Origin of the sequence: Bradyrhizobium sp. HKCCYLRH1030 (assembly GCF_051168395.1) — a bacterium.
GTDB lineage: Bacteria > Pseudomonadota > Alphaproteobacteria > Rhizobiales > Xanthobacteraceae > Bradyrhizobium.
On sequence record NZ_JBNPUY010000002.1, the window covers coordinates 270,982 to 285,277 of the forward strand.

Consider the following 14,296-nt stretch of genomic DNA (forward strand, 5'->3'; position numbering starts at 1 on the left):
GCCGGCGCGACGACGCCAAGCCCCCAGCCATGGAAGCTCACTTTCAGATATTCCTGATCCTGCTGGCCGTGTTGGCGGGAACCGCACTTCTTGCACGGCGGGCCAACCTGGCGCCGGCGATCCTCCTGATGCTCGCCGGCATCGCGCTCGCCTTCGTGCCGACCATGCCGGCGTTCGCGCTGCCGCCCGAGCTCGTGCTGCTGGTAGTGCTGCCGCCGCTGATCTATTCGTCGAGCGTCGCGATGAGCTGGCGCGAGTTCAAGCGCAATCTGCGGCCGATCGTGCTGCTCGCGGTCGGCTGCGTGATCTTCACCGCCTCCATGGTGGCCACCGCGACCCACTATCTTCTCGGCCTGCCCTGGAGCCTCGGCTTCCTGCTCGGCGCCATCGTGGCGCCGCCCGACGTCGTGGCGCCGCTCGCCATCGCCCGCCGGCTGCACCTGCCGCGCCGGGTCATGGTCATTCTCGAAGGCGAGGGCCTCGCCAATGACGCGACCGCGCTGATCCTCTATCGCTTCGCGGTGGCCGCCATCACCACCGGCGCCTTCTCCTTTCCGGTCGCGGCCGGCGAGTTCGGCCTGATCGTGGTCGGCGAGATCGCGTTCGGCATCGGCGTCGGCTGGCTGATGCTGCGCGCCCGTCACTATGCCCGCGACCCGCAGGTCGAGATCACCCTGTCGGTGCTGACGCCGTATCTGGCGTTCTGGATCCCCGAGCATGTCGGCGGCTCCGGCGTGATCGCGACGGTGGCCTGCGGCCTCTACATGAGCTGGAACGGACCGCTGTGGATCTCCTCGGCGACCCGCCTGCAGGGCATCTTCTTCTGGGACCTGATGATCTACCTCATCGAGGGCATGCTGTTCCTGCTGACCGGCTTCCAGATGCGGCTGATCTACGAGAAGTCGAAGGTCTTTCCGCTCGACGACATCATGATCGCGACCGCGCTGGTGCTCGCCATCGTCGTGATCGCGCGCTTCGCCTGGACCTTCCCGGCGACTATCCTGCCGCGTTTGCTGAGCTCGTCGCTGCGAGCCCGCGATCCCTTGCCGCCCTGGCGGCAGACCTTCATCATCGGCTTCACCGGCGTGCGCGGCACGGTCTCGCTCGCCACCGCGCTGGCGCTTCCGCTGACGCTGTCGACCGGCGACGCGTTTCCCTATCGCGACCAGATCCTGTTCATCGCCTTCGGCGTGATCTTCTTCACCCTGATCGGCCTCGGCCTGACCCTGCCGGCCGTCGTGCGCTGGCTCGGGGTCGGCAACCAGGGTCGCGCCGAGCATCAGCGCGAGCATGAGCAGGAGATCGCGGCCCGGCGCGAGGCGCTCGACAGCGCCTTGCGGTCGCTGGAGACGATGACCAGCGATCGCGAGCTGTCGGACGAGGTGGTGCGGCTGCTACGGGCGCGCCACAAGGTCCGGACCAACCAGCTCCCGGAAGGTCTGAAGCCCGAGGACAACGACGCATCCGCGCTCGGCATCGAGCTGACCCGCGAGCTGATCACGGCAGAACGCAAATTCATCCACGTGATGCTGCGCGACGGCAAGATCACCGACGAGACCCGCCGCCGCATCGAGCGCGATCTCGATCTGGAGGAAGCGAGCCTCGCCAATCGCTCGTATGGTGAGTTGCCGCTGTAGGAGCTGAGAGCTGGTCACGCGGTTGTAGGACGCGATGTTGCGGCAAACGCCGTCATTGCGAGCGCAGCGAAGCAATCCAGAAATCCTTGCGCGGCCCTGGATTGCTTCGCTGCGCTCGCAATGACGTGGAGGGGAGCCTCACGTCACCGCTCGATCATCCAGCGCGTCACGGCCTGATGGTAGTTCATCGGACCAGGCACGGTCTTGTAGGTCTTCAAGTAACGGAAGCCGGCCTTCTGCAGCGCACGGTTGGGGGCGGTGTTGTAGGCGTGCGGCTCGCAGAACAGCTGCTTGAGCCGCAACCTCTCGAAATAGAAATCGATGCTGCGGCGGACGCATGCGGTGCCGAGGCCGCGGCTGCGCAGCTCGGGCTCGGTAATATGCAGATGCATGTGGGCGCGGTTGCCGTAGACGATGCGGTCGCAGCTGGAAAAGCCGATGGCGCGGCCGTCGAGCCGCCAGATCACCAGCAGCGCCGCGCGCTCAGCCAACGGCGTCTCGTACAGGGTCTGGAAGAGTCCGGCCCACACCGGCCTGGTCGGCATCCGCGTCGGGTCGATGCCCATCAGGTCGAGTTGCTCGATGCTCGACGAATAGAAGTAGTCGATGACCAGCGAGGTCTCGGCAAGTTCCATTTCGCGGATGTCGAGATTCATCGAGGCGTCCTCTTCAGCAGGCCTCAAGGTGCTGATCATGCGGGCGGCAGTGGGGCGGCGCCGTTCTGATGGGGGCAACCGCGACATCACGGCGTGCGTTGCAGCCGATCCGCATGCAAAAATTTCAGACCGCGGCGCGCGGCACAAGCAGCCGTCGGTTGCAGGTCGACTGTCGCTCTCACGGCAGGCCGATTGGACATGAAATCTAGCCGAGGACTCTTTCTCAAGCTCCTCGCCTGCGACAGAGCGATCGCATATGACGATCGGAGTTGTGCGCCCGTCTGCTGCCACATCGTCATGGCCGGGCTCGTCCCGGCCGTCCACGCCGCTCGGCATCCTCGGAACGACATGGATGCCCGGGACAAGCCCGGGCGTGACGGAGTAACGAATGGTCAGACCTTCTCGCCGCAAGCAACCGCGCGATCAACCCAGCGGCACAGGAGGCGCCGCTGGCTGAGCCGGGACCAGCGTGCCCGCCCTACTCCGCCGCGGTCACGCTCTCCGGCGCCTTGGCGCCGCTGCCGTAGCGCTGGTCGATGTAGTCGATGACGAGCGCCTTGAAGTCGGCCGCGATGGTGGGGCCGCGCAGGGTGCGGAACTTCTTGCCGTCGACGAAGACCGGCGCGGCCGGGGCCTCGCCGGTGCCGGGCAGGGAGATGCCGATATTGGCATGCTTGGATTCGCCGGGGCCGTTGACGATGCAGCCCATGACGGCGACGTTGAGCGCCTCGACGCCGGGATATTGCGTCTTCCAGGCCGGCATCTCCTCGCGGATGAAGTCCTGGATCGAGCGCGCCAGCTCCTGGAACGTGGTCGAGGTGGTGCGGCCGCAGCCGGGGCACGCCGCAACCAGCGGCACGAAGGTGCGGAAGCCCATGGTCTGCAACAGCTCCTGCGCGACCTGCACTTCGAGGGTGCGGTCGCCGCCGGGCTCGGGGGTCAGCGAGATGCGGATGGTGTCGCCGATGCCCTGCTGCAGCAGGATGCCGAGCGCCGCCGAGGAGGCGACGATGCCCTTCGAGCCCATGCCGGCCTCGGTGAGGCCGAGATGGATGGCGTAGTCGGAGCGTGCGGCGAGGTCCTGATAGACCGCGATCAGGTCCTGCACGGCCGAGACCTTGGCCGACAGGATGATGCGGTCCTTCGGCATGCCGAGCTCCTGGGCCCGGGCGGCCGACAGCAATGCCGACTGCACCATGGCTTCGCGCATCACCGCGCGCGCATCGCGCGGGTTCGCGGAAGCCGCGTTCTCGTCCATCAGCTTGCTGAGCAGCTCCTGATCGAGCGAGCCCCAATTGGCGCCGATGCGGACCGGCTTGCCGTATTTGTTGGCGAGCTCGATGATGGTCGAGAATTGCGTGTCCCGCTTGTCCTTGAAGCCGACATTGCCGGGATTGATGCGGTATTTCGCCAGCGCCTCGGCGCAGGCCGGATAGTCGGTCAGCAGCTTGTGGCCGATATAGTGGAAGTCGCCGATCAAGGGCGTGGTGATGCCGCGCTTGTCGAGCTGCTCGCGGATCTGCGGGACGGCCGCGGCGGCCTCCTCGCGGTCGACCGTGATGCGGACCATCTCGGACCCGGCGCGCGCCAGCGCTGCAACCTGGGCCACCGTCTGGTCGACGTCGGCGGTGTCGGTGTTGGTCATCGACTGCACCACGATCGGGGCGCCGCCGCCGACGGCGACGTTGCCGACCATGACGCGGGTGGTCCGATGCCGGGGAGCGGGTCCGGCGACATCGGACGCTGAAGTGTTCTCGGTCAGGATCTCGGGCTTGTTCATGGGCGCTCGGATATCAGGTTTTGGTGACATTCAGCAATGGATCAGTCGCGGCCAGGACCACGCGGTTCGGGCGGTTTACGAGAAAAAGCCCAACGATCACAAGCACGGCAGCCAGGCCAAAGGCCAGCGTCAGGGCGTCATGCAGGATGAAATAGCTCGCCACCACCCCGAATAAAGGGGTGATGAAGGTAAATGCCGACAATTTGCTGGCCGAGTAGGCCTTGATCAGGGCGAACCAGATCGTGAACGTGGTCCCGACCACCCAGATCGACTGGTAGGCCATCAGGCCGATCACGAACGGGCTGGGAACCTGGGTCAACCGCTCCCCGGCAATGAGCGCCGCCAGGGCCATGATCGGGACGGAGACCGCCACCTGGTACCCCAATGCCCGCTCGGGCGCGATGAAGCGCAGCCGCGTGCCTTTGACGAACACCGTGGTCACGCCCCAGAGCAGGCCGCCGCCGACCACCAGGAGATCGCCGAGCAGCACGCGGCCGTCGACATCGGTCTGGGGAATGCCGATCGCCAGCGCCACACCGGTGAAGCTGAGCGCCAGCCCGCCCCATTGCGCCGGCCCCATCCGTTCGCCGAGGAAGCGGAACGAGCCGAGCGCGACGAAGAACGGCGCGGTATACAGGAACACGATGGCGCGCGACGCCGAGGTCAGCAGCAGGCCCTGATAGATCAGCACGAATTCCAAGCCGAACAGCAGGCCTGCCACCAGGCCGAGCCCCAGCGTGCCGTCGCGCTCGAACATCTTCACGCCGCGCACCCGCGCGAACACCAGCAGCACCGGCAGCGCACCGAGCGAACGGAAGGTGGCCTGCAGCAGCGGCGGAATTTCAGGCAGCGCGAGCTTCACGGCGATCTGGTTGAACGCCCAGGACAGGCACAGCACGAGGATGACGGCGATCGCGCCCAGGCCGAGCGGCCGGGTCGCGGCGGATGAGGTTGACGTTGCGGACACGAGGACGTTGGCTCCCTGGCGCGTTTCGTTTTTTGGACCGCCATCAAGGTGTGGTCAGCTTTGTCTTGGTCGGTCGGAGATGATGCGGACGTAGAGCGGCGGTGCTGGCCTCTCCCTGCGCGCACCGGTCTCGCGCAGAAACTCGAATACGACGGTCATTCACACGTGTACAGCTTGGGCCGCAGTGAGCGTTCTCACGCCGCCTTCTGGCAATGGGCGCACAGCCCGGTGATCTCGACGACCGACAGTTTCGGCGTGAAGCCCGATGCCGCGGCGGCCAGCTTCAGGCTTTCCGCGATCGGCGCCGCCGGAACCTCGCCGACGGCGCCGCAGCTCTCGCAGATCAGGAACGCCACCAGCGCGGTCTGCTCGTGGTCATGGGCGCAGGCGAGGAAGGCGTTGCGGCTCTCGATGCGGTGCACCAGGCCGTTCGCCATCAGGAACTCGAGCGCGCGATAGACTGTGATCGGCGCCGGCCGCGCGGCGACCTTGGCAAGTTCCTCGATGATCTCGTAGGCGCCGAGCGGCCGGTGGCTCGACAGCAGCGCCTCCAACACCTGGCGGCGCTGCGGCGTGAACTTCTGGCCGCGCTGGGCGCAGATGCGCTCGGCATGGTCCAGGGCATCGGCCGCGCAGCGGCCATGGTCGTGGTCCGGCGCCGGGAAGGTGGGCTTTGCGAGGGTCATTGCCGACAATCTAGCATCTCGGGCCGGTCTCGCCAAAGGCCGCGGCCGAGCCATGCATCTGCGGCGGGGCGGGTGCGCTCGGCAGAGCCATCAAATATTCATAAGCTTGCTTATCATATCCGAGGCTCATTACAGCCAAAGCTTAGTTCCCCCTCTTGGAATCGAGATCAGCCATGACCCGCACGTCGGTGGACGTGAACTTCCTGTTTACGCTCGGCGAGCTGCAGCGCCTGGTGCGCGCCTATGCCGACAAGGAGGCGGCGCGCTTCGGCATGACCCGGGCGCAATGGGCCGTGCTGGCGAAGGTCGAGCGCTACGAGGGGATGAAGCAGTCCGAGCTCGCCGAGCAGATGGAGATGCAGCCGATCACGCTGACACGGCTGATCGACAAGCTCGCCGAGGCCGGGCTGATCGAGCGGCGCGGCGACGACAGCGACCGTCGCGTCAACCGGCTCTATCTGAAGAAGGCCGCGCGCCCGCTGCTCGCGAAGCTCGCGGTGCTGCGCGGCGATCTGACCGACACCGCCCTCCAGGGCATCAGCGCCGGTGATGCCGAGCGGCTGATGACCCATCTCGAAGCCATCAAGGAAAACGTGAGAAACGCGCTGCAGTCGCTGTGCGACGAGCAGCGAAAGGAGCAGCGCTATGGCTGAGCCCGCCCTGAAACTCGCCCCCGACCAGAAGGCCAGCCCGGATGCGGCGCCGCCCGCGGCCGCCGACGCGAAGCCGGCGCGCCCCGGATTGCTGCGCCGCTACCGTCGCACGCTGCTGCTGGTCGTGCTGCCGCTCGTCGCCGCCATCGGCGGCCTCGTGCTGTATCTCAATGGCGGCCGCTACGTGACGACCGACGACGCCTATGTCGGCGCCCAGAAGGTGCTCATCACCCCAGACATCTCCGGCAAGATCGTCAAGGTCGTCGTCAAGGAAGGCCAGCAGGTGCAGAAGGGCGACGAGCTGTTCGAGATCGACCCCGTGCCCTATCGCCTGGCGGTCGACCAGGCCAAGGCGGCCCTGGAGCAGGCGCGCATCAGCTATGACAACCTCACCGCCAACATCAAGATCTACGGCCAGATGCTCGATCTCGCGCAGCAGGGCATCGACCTGAAGCAGAAGGACGTCGAGCGCAAGCAGACGCTCGCCAAGAGCAATTTCGGCTCGCAGCTCGACCTCGACAATGCCGCGAATGCGCTGGTGACCGCCGGCGCACAGGCGCAGTACATCAAGCAGCAGCTGTCGAACGCGAAAACGCAGCTGCTCGGCAATCCCGATCTGCCGCTGGAGCAGTTCCCGCCTTACGTCCAGGCAAAGGCCAAGCTGGACGACGCGCAGCGCGACCTCGACCACACCACCTTGCGCGCGCCGATGCCGGGCATCGCGACCCAGGTCGACCAGATCCAGCTCGGCCGCTTCGTGGCCGCGGGCACGCCGGTGTTCTCGGTGATCGACATCAGCAATCCCTGGGTCGACGCCAACCCGAAGGAGAGCGACTTCACCTATGTCGCGGTCGGCCAGCCGGTCGAGCTCGACGTCGATGCCTTCCCCAACCACCGCTTCAAGGGCACGGTCGGCTCGCTGTCGCCGGGCACCGGCGCGCAGTTCGCGATCCTGCCGCCGCAAAATGCGAGCGGCAATTTCGTCAAGGTCGTGCAGCGCGTGCCGGTCCGGATCTATTTCGACAAGGCCGACAGATTCGTCGCGAAGCTCAAGGCCGGCATGAGCGTCAACGTGTCGATCGATACCGGCCACGAGCGCACGCTGGCCGGGCTGTTCGGATCGGCGCACGCGGCGGACAAGGACGAGTAGCGTCATGACCGCGCCTGCGGCCTCATCCGCAGTTCCGGGCCTCCGCCGGAACATGGTGACGATCTGCGCCATGACGGCGACGATCATGCAGGCGCTCGACACCACCATCGCCAACGTCGCGCTGCCCTACATGCAGGGCACGCTGTCGGCCTCGCAGGACCAGATCAACTGGGTGCTGACGTCCTACATCGTCGCGGCCGCGATCATGACCGCGCCGGTGGGATGGATCGCCAACCGCTTCGGCCGCAAGCGCACCTTCATCGTCTGCTCGGCCGGCTTCACCATCGCCTCCGTGATGTGCGGGCTCGCCCAGGACATCACCCAGATGGTGCTGTTCCGCCTCCTGCAGGGCGTGTTCGGCGCCTCGCTGGTGCCGCTGTCGCAGGCGGTCATGCTCGACTCCTACGCGCTGCATGAGCGCGCCAAGGCGATGGCGATCTGGGGCATGGGCGTGATGCTCGGCCCGATCATGGGGCCGTCGCTCGGCGCCTGGCTGACCGAGACCTATTCCTGGCATTGGGTGTTCTTCGTCAACCTGCCGTTCGGCGCCGTGACCGTGCTCGGCCTGATGGCGTTCATGGAGGAGACCAAGCCGAACGCGGAGCTGACCTTCGACTGGTTCGGTTTCGCGGCGCTCGCCATCGGCATCGGCTCGCTGCAGATCGCGCTCGACCGCGGCGAGGACCAGGGCTGGCTGGAGAGCAACGAGATCATCATCGAGTTCATCATCGCCGCCGTCGGCTTCTATTATTTCCTGGCGCATTCGCTGACGACGCAGCGGCCGTTCATCCAGTTCGCGCTGTTCAAGGACCGCAATTTCGTCGGCGGCTGCGTGTTCATGACGGTGATGGGCCTCGTGCTTTTCTCGACCATGGCGCTGTCGTCGCCGTTCCTGCAGAACGTCATCGGCTATCCCATCATCACCGCCGGCGTGCTGCTCGCGACCCGCGGCTGCGGCACCTTCGTCGCGATGATGCTGGTCGGGCGTCTCTTGCGCTATATCGAGGCGCGCACGCTGATCATCGTCGGCCTGGCGCTGACCGCAGTGTCGCTGTTCCAGATGACGGCGTGGACCGACCAGACTGGCGTGCCCGAGATCATCACCATCAGCATCATGCAGGGGTTCGGCTTCGGCCTCGTGTTCGTGCCGCTTTCGACCGTGGCATTCCTGACCTTGCCGGGCGAGTTGCGGACTGATGGAACCTCGATGCTGACCCTGGTGCGAAATGTCGCAAGCTCGATCGGCATCTCGATCGCGATCGCGCAGCTCACCGAGGGAACACGGCGCAACCACGCGATCCTGGTCGAGCACATCAACCCGTTCAATCACGCGCTGCAGATGCCCAATGTTGCCGGCCTCCTGAACCTGTCCACCGATGCCGGGCGCGCGATGGCCGACGCGATGGTGACCGTGCAGGCGCAGATCCTGGCATTCTCGCACGACTACCAGCTGGTCATGACGTTCATCCTGGTCTCGATCCCGCTCGCGGTCATGATCGGCTCGACGCGCACCGCGTTGCGCGCGCAGTCCGCCCCGGCCGACCACGCCGTCATGGAGTGACCGCTTCCCCCGCGACGGAAAATGCGCGCGCTGTCGAGACAGGGTGGGGGCGGGATAGCAAAAAGGTGACCGCGACGTGATGGATTTGTAACTTCAATCCGGCGCGTTTCCGGCTATCTTCTGCTCACCCCACACGGTTCTCTGCGTATGAGTTGCGCGCAGGGACTGCACCTCATGAGCGCCCCACTCGTGATGTGCCGGGCGGGGGCGGTGGCTCCTCCAGCGCCGCCCCCAGCCCCGGGGCCTCCCTTTTCACATTTTGGCCTACGGCTTCTGCAGCGGCTCGATCTTCGCCGGTGCGGCAGCGGGCCTGGCCTCGGCCGTCGGCAGGATCACGCCGGCCAGCGCCTGCACCGGATCGTCGCCGGGCTTGAAGCCGGACTGCACCAGGATCTCGTCGATCAACGGCTTCAGCGCGTGCACGCGCAGCAGTTCGCCGGCGAGGCCTTCGCCGAAGCCGACATTGCCGCCGGCACCGCCATTGCCGCCGAACGCGCCGCCGGTGTGCAGGATGCGAACGTCCTTCAGATTGGCGATCGGCTTGACCATCTCGCCGAGCGCGGCCGGCATGGTCGCGATGCGCTGCTTGGCGAGCTCGAAATCGATCACGTTGCTGCCGAGCTTGTTCTGGGCTTCGTTCTTCATCAGGATGACCGCGGCTTCCGCCTCGCCGATCTGGCGCACGCCGACGGCCTTGATCTTGTTGGCCTCGGCCTCCGCCTCGGCCAGGGTCTTGGCCGCCTCGCCGCGATCGACCGCGGCGCGCTTTTCTGCCTCGGCGGCAACGGTAATGCCGGTCGAGCGCTGCTCGGCCTCTTTCCGCGCCGCCATGACCGCGGTCTGACGTTCGCGGTCGGCGATTTCGATGGCGCGCGCCGTCGTCACCTTTTCCTCCGCGGAGACCGCAAGCGCCTCGGCCGCCTTGGCGACCGCGCGCGCTTCCGAGGTTTCCTTGCTCTTGGTCGCGATCTGGATGTCGTTGTCCTGCGTCGCGATCTGGATCTCGCGGTCGGCGTCGGTCTTGCGGCGGTTGATCGCGAGATTGCTTTCGATCGCCGCGGTCTCTCGCACCTTCAAGGCTTCCGCCTCGCGCTGCGCGATCTTCTGCTGCGCCTCGATGCGCGCATTCTCCTCGGTCTGCCACGCCGTCTGCGTCGCGCTTGCGACCTCGGCGCGGGTGCTCGCGGTCTTGTTGGCGATGTCGCGCTCCTGGCTGAGCTCGGCCTCCTTCTTGGTGCGCTCGATCTGGAGCGTGAGCTGGCGCGCCTCGAGGTCCTTCTGCGCGATCGCGACCTCATTGTCGCGTACGATCGCGTTGCGGTCGCGGCGCCGCGTCTCGGTGACCGTCTTCAACAGCGTCAGGCCTTCGGCGTCGAAGAAGTTCTCGGCGTTAAAGAACGAGATGTCGGTCTGGTCGAGCTTGGTCAGCGAGACCGATTCCAGCTCCAGGCCGTTGGACTGCACGTCGGCCTCGACTGCGGCCTGGACGTGCTTGACGAAATCCGAGCGCTTCTCCTGCAGGTCCAACAGCTCCATCGTCGCCGCGACCGAGCGCAGGCCGTCGACGAACTTGGCCTCGACCTGGTCGCGCAGCAATTCGGCATTGTTGGTGACGGCGCCGAGCGTCTGCGCCGCCAGTGCGATCGAATCCACGTCGGGCTTCACGCGCACGTAGAACTCGGCGTCGATGTCGACGCGCATGCGGTCCTTGGTGATCAGCGAATCCTTCTTCGAGCGCTCGACGCGGAGCCGCAAGGTCTTGAGGTTGACGCGCGCGATGGAGTGGAAGATCGGCAGCACCACCGCGCCGCCGTCGAGCACCACCTTCTTGCCGCCCAGGCCGGTGCGCACGAACGCCTCGTCGCGGGTGGACCGATGGTAGAGAACGGCAAAGACAGTGCCGAGAACGACCAGCAGCACAACGCCGATCGACGCAGGCAGAACCAGATCAAACATGGGATTTACTTTCGGGTTGAGGAAAGCGTCTTGGAGCTAAGGTGTCTTGGAGTTCGTGAGTTCGTCGGCTGCGGCGATCGCGATGAAGCGGCCATCCTTGCGGTCGACGAGGAGAACCGACGCGCCCACCGGCAAGGACGGCGAGTCCGGCGCGGCCGAGGCCGTCACCATGTGCCAGTTGCCGTGGACGTCCTTGACGCGGACGCGGCCGGGCAGCCCGCCATCGAGCGGGCCGACCGCCACCTCGCCGGTGCGGCCGACGAGATCGGACAGCCCGACCGCATAGCTCTCATCCTGCGGCACCAGCCGCGCCGCGTAGCGCGTCGAGCGCCGCAGCAGCGGCACCGTGACGACGGCGGCGAGCACGCCCGCGGCCGTTGGCGGCAGCGCCACCGCCACCAGCCGCGCGGCATCCTGGATCAGAAAGCCCGTGATCGAGAAGATGCCGAGCGCGAGCAGGATGCAGATCATCAGCGGCACGCCGCCGACATTGATCCAGGACAGCACGTGGCCGACGCTGGTGCTGTGGCCGTCGTGACCGAGATCGACGGTCTGGCCGAGCAGCTCGCTGATCGACAGGCCGATCAGCATCGAGCCGATCTCGACGCCGCCGACCAGAACGATCATCACGGCGGCAATCGCGAACGGCCGCACCTCGGGTTGCATGAAATGGTCGACGATGGTCATGGGACGACGCGCCCCCGCCCGCTCAATTCTGCGATTTCAGCCGCGCCAGCCGCTCGGCGATGTCCTTGTCACGCTTCAGCTTCGACAATTCGTCGATGTCGGGCGACGGCGGGATGCCTTCCGGCACGCCGGTGGCGCGGGCGATGACGCGGGAGGCGCGCGCGGCCTTGGCGAGGCCGGCATCCGGCCCTTTGCGCGATGTGGCCTTCGGCTGGTCGGCGAGCGCCTCGCTGCGTTCGAGTTCGGCGAGACGCGCCTGCGCGTCCTGCAGGCTCGACAGAATCGCACGCAGGGTCGTCAGCACCGCATCGATGCGCTCGGCATTCTCGTCGATCGCCTTCGACAGCACCTCGAACTGGGCTTCGAGATCCATCTGCCGGGCGATGCCGGCGCGGGCGAGATCGTCGCGGTGCTCGACGATGGCGACGCGGATCTGCTCGGCCAGCACGGTCGTCTCGCGCTCGATCTCGGCGCGGCGTGCATTGAGCCGATATTCCTCCGCGCGCGCATGCGACAGGCTCTCGCGCGATTCGCGCTCGGCCTGCTCGATCTCGCGGATCGCCTGGCTGACCAGCGCGACCCGGTTCTTGTCCTCGGCCTTTTCGATCGCTCCATAGGCGATCCCGGCGATGAGGCGCCCGGCGCGTGACAGGAGCGTGTCGGGAGCCGGCGCGTGTTCGGCGAGCATGACGTGGTCCTTTCGTGGGCTGACTGTTGGGCTGAGACGAGCGTGTGACGTTGCGGTAACGCCGAAATGGACTTCGAAGTCATCTTGGTCCGTGCGCACGAGCTGCGCCGGCGTCGCGTGCGGCCAGCCCGCGACGTAGCCGGTCACCTCGAACGGGATCGCGAAGCGACCGCGCGCGGTGCCGAGCGACAACATGCCGGCATTCCTGACATTCACCAGACGGTCGTCGAGCGGCAGCCGCGAGTTCGAGGCGGCGCGATAGGCGGCACGGTCGCGCAAGCCGAGCGTGACGAGGCGCGACGGCAGCCGCGTGGCCTTGCGGATCGGGTCGTAGGCATGGCCGTGCAGCGTGACGAGATTGGCGCCGATGCCTTTGCCAGCAGCGATCTCGTCGAGCATGTCCATCATCCGGGCATAGTCGGCGAAGGTCGCCTCGATCGCGTCCCGCGCCCCGGGGGAGAGGAGCAGACGGTAGCGAACAGCCTGATCGTAGGTGCTTCCGGCCATCGGGAATGTTAAAGCACAATATCCGTGCTTTAGCAAGCCAGCTCCCGATCCAAGAACGCCGCTCCCTTCCGTGACCATGTCGAACGCCATGCCCATGCCGATATGTCGCGCCGATGCTGGCCGGCGGTTTAAGGCCGGCGAACAATCTCTGGTGATCGTTAAGGGGGCTGGTAGCGACGCCGGCAAAATGCACCGCAGTGACGTGTAGCGACAAAGACCTCGCCGCGCGCGTGCGGCCCTGTGCGAGGGAAGCGCCGTCAGTCCAGCAATTCGCGGCAGCCGAGATCGTCGAACGCGAGGAAGATGCGCTCGAGATTATTCCACCAGATCACCGGAGGGAGCTGGATCGCCCATTGCCAGACCGGCTGGGCGATGTGCCAGAGCACGGCGAGACGATAGTCCTGATCCAGCGCCGCCCTGTCGTAGCCGGTCACACCGCCTGCGACCAATGTCTGATGATAGCTGTCGAGCAACGGCCGCTCGATCCGCGCCCGACGGTCGGGATAGATTTGCAGCGCGATCATGTAGGCGAGATCGTTCGCGGGCACGCCGATCCGCCACTGGTCGAAATCAAAGGCGCGCACGTCGTCGCTGTCGGCGGCCTTCGGCACCAGAAAATTCCAGACATGCGCGTCGCCATGCGCAATGCTGAGGTTTCGCCGCGACAGATAGCGTTCCGAGAGCCGCGGCGTCGCCGCCATCAGGCGTTCGTAGACCGCGCGCCGGTCCGCGCTCAGGCGGTCTCCCAACTGATCGGCGAAGCGCTGATAGTGGCCGGCAAAGGTCCTGCTGCGCTCGGCGCGCTCGTCCGCGGTCGCGAAGCTGCCGATGGACACGCCGAGCCGCGGATCGTCCCACCACGCCGCATGCAGCCGCGCCAGCGCCCGCACGATCCCCTCGGCCTGGGGCAGCGCGGGCGGCAGCGGCCATGGCGTCGCCGTCTGGTGCGTGTCGGTGAGATCCTCGAGCAGCAAGTGCCAGGTGAGCGCGGCTTCGTCCCACGCGCCGCCGTAAGAGCCGGGCACCAGGCCCGTCGGCATGAGCCGCGCCAGTCCGCGATAAAAATTGACCTCGTGGCGCCCGCCCCGCCACAGCGTCTTGGCGAAGGCCGGCATCGGGATTTTCAGGATCAGCGTCTTCGGCGCGTCCGGGGCCGCGCCGCTATACGACAAGCCAAGGCGGATGATGCGCGACAACAGCATCGGCCGGTCGCTGATCACGGCGACGTCCGAGACCGCGCCGGACTCGAGCACACCCGCCTCACGCATCGTCGCCGTCAACGCGGCGGGCTTGGCAACGGACGGCAAGTCGGTGGAGGACATGTGGGCGCCGTCCCTTCAGGGTTGCAGCTTGCCCACACTAGCATGG

General features: G+C 66.6%; 12 protein-coding genes. 4 read left to right on the forward strand and 8 right to left on the reverse strand.

Annotated features, from left to right (window positions below; all coding sequences use genetic code 11):
* The first annotated feature begins 29 nt into the window (after positions 1 to 29).
* Positions 30 to 1,637 carry a Na+/H+ antiporter gene (locus ACQR1E_RS06645; RefSeq protein ID WP_434896836.1) on the forward strand — a complete coding sequence of 536 codons (1,608 nt, stop codon included), beginning with the start codon at positions 30 to 32 and terminating at the stop codon, positions 1,635 to 1,637.
* A gap of 143 nt (positions 1,638 to 1,780) precedes the next feature.
* On the opposite strand, the gene ACQR1E_RS06650 is transcribed toward ACQR1E_RS06645, so the two are convergent.
* The 4 genes from ACQR1E_RS06650 to ACQR1E_RS06665 form a co-directional block, all read right to left on the reverse strand.
* Positions 1,781 to 2,293, reverse strand: coding sequence for a GNAT family N-acetyltransferase (locus ACQR1E_RS06650; RefSeq protein WP_316166276.1), 513 nt, complete (start codon positions 2,291 to 2,293; stop codon positions 1,781 to 1,783).
* 478 nt (positions 2,294 to 2,771) lie between these two features.
* Entirely contained in the window at positions 2,772 to 4,073 is a 1,302-nt protein-coding gene (gene ispG / locus ACQR1E_RS06655) for a flavodoxin-dependent (E)-4-hydroxy-3-methylbut-2-enyl-diphosphate synthase (RefSeq protein ID WP_315825549.1), read from the reverse strand.
* A gap of 13 nt (positions 4,074 to 4,086) precedes the next feature.
* The gene (locus ACQR1E_RS06660; protein WP_434896837.1) at positions 4,087 to 5,040 is read right to left on the reverse strand and encodes a DMT family transporter; all 954 of its coding nucleotides are present in this window, start codon (positions 5,038 to 5,040) and stop codon (positions 4,087 to 4,089) included.
* 194 nt (positions 5,041 to 5,234) lie between these two features.
* Entirely contained in the window at positions 5,235 to 5,726 is a 492-nt protein-coding gene (locus tag ACQR1E_RS06665) for a Fur family transcriptional regulator (protein WP_315751916.1), read from the reverse strand.
* Positions 5,727 to 5,899: 173 nt separating this feature from the next.
* On the opposite strand from ACQR1E_RS06665, the gene ACQR1E_RS06670 reads away from it, so the two are divergent.
* Genes ACQR1E_RS06670 through ACQR1E_RS06680 form a run of 3 tightly spaced genes read left to right on the forward strand, consistent with a single transcriptional unit; the run spans position 5,900 to position 9,090 of the window.
* Positions 5,900 to 6,379, forward strand: coding sequence for a MarR family winged helix-turn-helix transcriptional regulator (locus ACQR1E_RS06670; RefSeq protein WP_315715164.1), 480 nt, complete (start codon positions 5,900 to 5,902; stop codon positions 6,377 to 6,379).
* Complete coding sequence (locus ACQR1E_RS06675) at positions 6,372 to 7,529, forward strand: HlyD family secretion protein (protein ID WP_315715163.1); 1,158 nt, start codon at positions 6,372 to 6,374, stop codon at positions 7,527 to 7,529. Before ACQR1E_RS06670 ends, ACQR1E_RS06675 begins: the two co-directional genes overlap by 8 nt.
* A 4-nt stretch (positions 7,530 to 7,533) precedes the next feature.
* Positions 7,534 to 9,090: an MDR family MFS transporter gene (locus ACQR1E_RS06680; RefSeq protein ID WP_315751914.1), complete on the forward strand. Its 1,557-nt coding sequence runs from the start codon at positions 7,534 to 7,536 to the stop codon at positions 9,088 to 9,090.
* A 264-nt stretch (positions 9,091 to 9,354) separates the two neighbouring features.
* On the opposite strand, the gene ACQR1E_RS06685 is transcribed toward ACQR1E_RS06680, so the two are convergent.
* The 4 genes from ACQR1E_RS06685 to ACQR1E_RS06700 all read right to left on the reverse strand — a co-directional run bounded on the left by ACQR1E_RS06685 (position 9,355) and on the right by ACQR1E_RS06700 (position 14,250).
* The gene (locus ACQR1E_RS06685) at positions 9,355 to 11,046 is read right to left on the reverse strand and encodes a flotillin family protein (protein WP_316171006.1); all 1,692 of its coding nucleotides are present in this window, start codon (positions 11,044 to 11,046) and stop codon (positions 9,355 to 9,357) included.
* Between the two features lie 36 nt (positions 11,047 to 11,082).
* Entirely contained in the window at positions 11,083 to 11,733 is a 651-nt protein-coding gene (locus ACQR1E_RS06690) for an OB-fold-containig protein (protein WP_316171007.1), read from the reverse strand.
* Between the two features lie 22 nt (positions 11,734 to 11,755).
* On the reverse strand, positions 11,756 to 12,928 hold the full coding sequence (locus ACQR1E_RS06695) for a PspA/IM30 family protein (protein ID WP_434896838.1): 1,173 nt from the start codon (positions 12,926 to 12,928) through the stop codon (positions 11,756 to 11,758).
* 257 nt (positions 12,929 to 13,185) lie between these two features.
* Complete coding sequence (locus ACQR1E_RS06700) at positions 13,186 to 14,250, reverse strand: phosphotransferase (RefSeq protein ID WP_316203479.1); 1,065 nt, start codon at positions 14,248 to 14,250, stop codon at positions 13,186 to 13,188.
* Positions 14,251 to 14,296: the final 46 nt, after the last annotated feature.

Bases quoted from the DNA above. Each gene is read 5' to 3' on its own strand.
- ACQR1E_RS06645 (WP_434896836.1), top strand. From the start codon at position 30: ATGGAAGCTCACTTTCAGATATTCCTGATCCTGCTGGCCGTGTTGGCG.
- ACQR1E_RS06650 (WP_316166276.1), bottom strand. From the start codon at position 2,293: ATGAATCTCGACATCCGCGAAATGGAACTTGCCGAGACCTCGCTGGTC.
- ispG (WP_315825549.1), bottom strand. From the start codon at position 4,073: ATGAACAAGCCCGAGATCCTGACCGAGAACACTTCAGCGTCCGATGTC.
- ACQR1E_RS06665 (WP_315751916.1), bottom strand. From the start codon at position 5,726: ATGACCCTCGCAAAGCCCACCTTCCCGGCGCCGGACCACGACCATGGC.
- ACQR1E_RS06670 (WP_315715164.1), top strand. From the start codon at position 5,900: ATGACCCGCACGTCGGTGGACGTGAACTTCCTGTTTACGCTCGGCGAG.
- ACQR1E_RS06675 (WP_315715163.1), top strand. From the start codon at position 6,372: ATGGCTGAGCCCGCCCTGAAACTCGCCCCCGACCAGAAGGCCAGCCCG.
- ACQR1E_RS06680 (WP_315751914.1), top strand. From the start codon at position 7,534: ATGACCGCGCCTGCGGCCTCATCCGCAGTTCCGGGCCTCCGCCGGAAC.
- ACQR1E_RS06685 (WP_316171006.1), bottom strand. From the start codon at position 11,046: ATGTTTGATCTGGTTCTGCCTGCGTCGATCGGCGTTGTGCTGCTGGTC.
- ACQR1E_RS06690 (WP_316171007.1), bottom strand. From the start codon at position 11,733: ATGACCATCGTCGACCATTTCATGCAACCCGAGGTGCGGCCGTTCGCG.
- ACQR1E_RS06695 (WP_434896838.1), bottom strand. From the start codon at position 12,928: ATGGCCGGAAGCACCTACGATCAGGCTGTTCGCTACCGTCTGCTCCTC.
- ACQR1E_RS06700 (WP_316203479.1), bottom strand. From the start codon at position 14,250: ATGTCCTCCACCGACTTGCCGTCCGTTGCCAAGCCCGCCGCGTTGACG.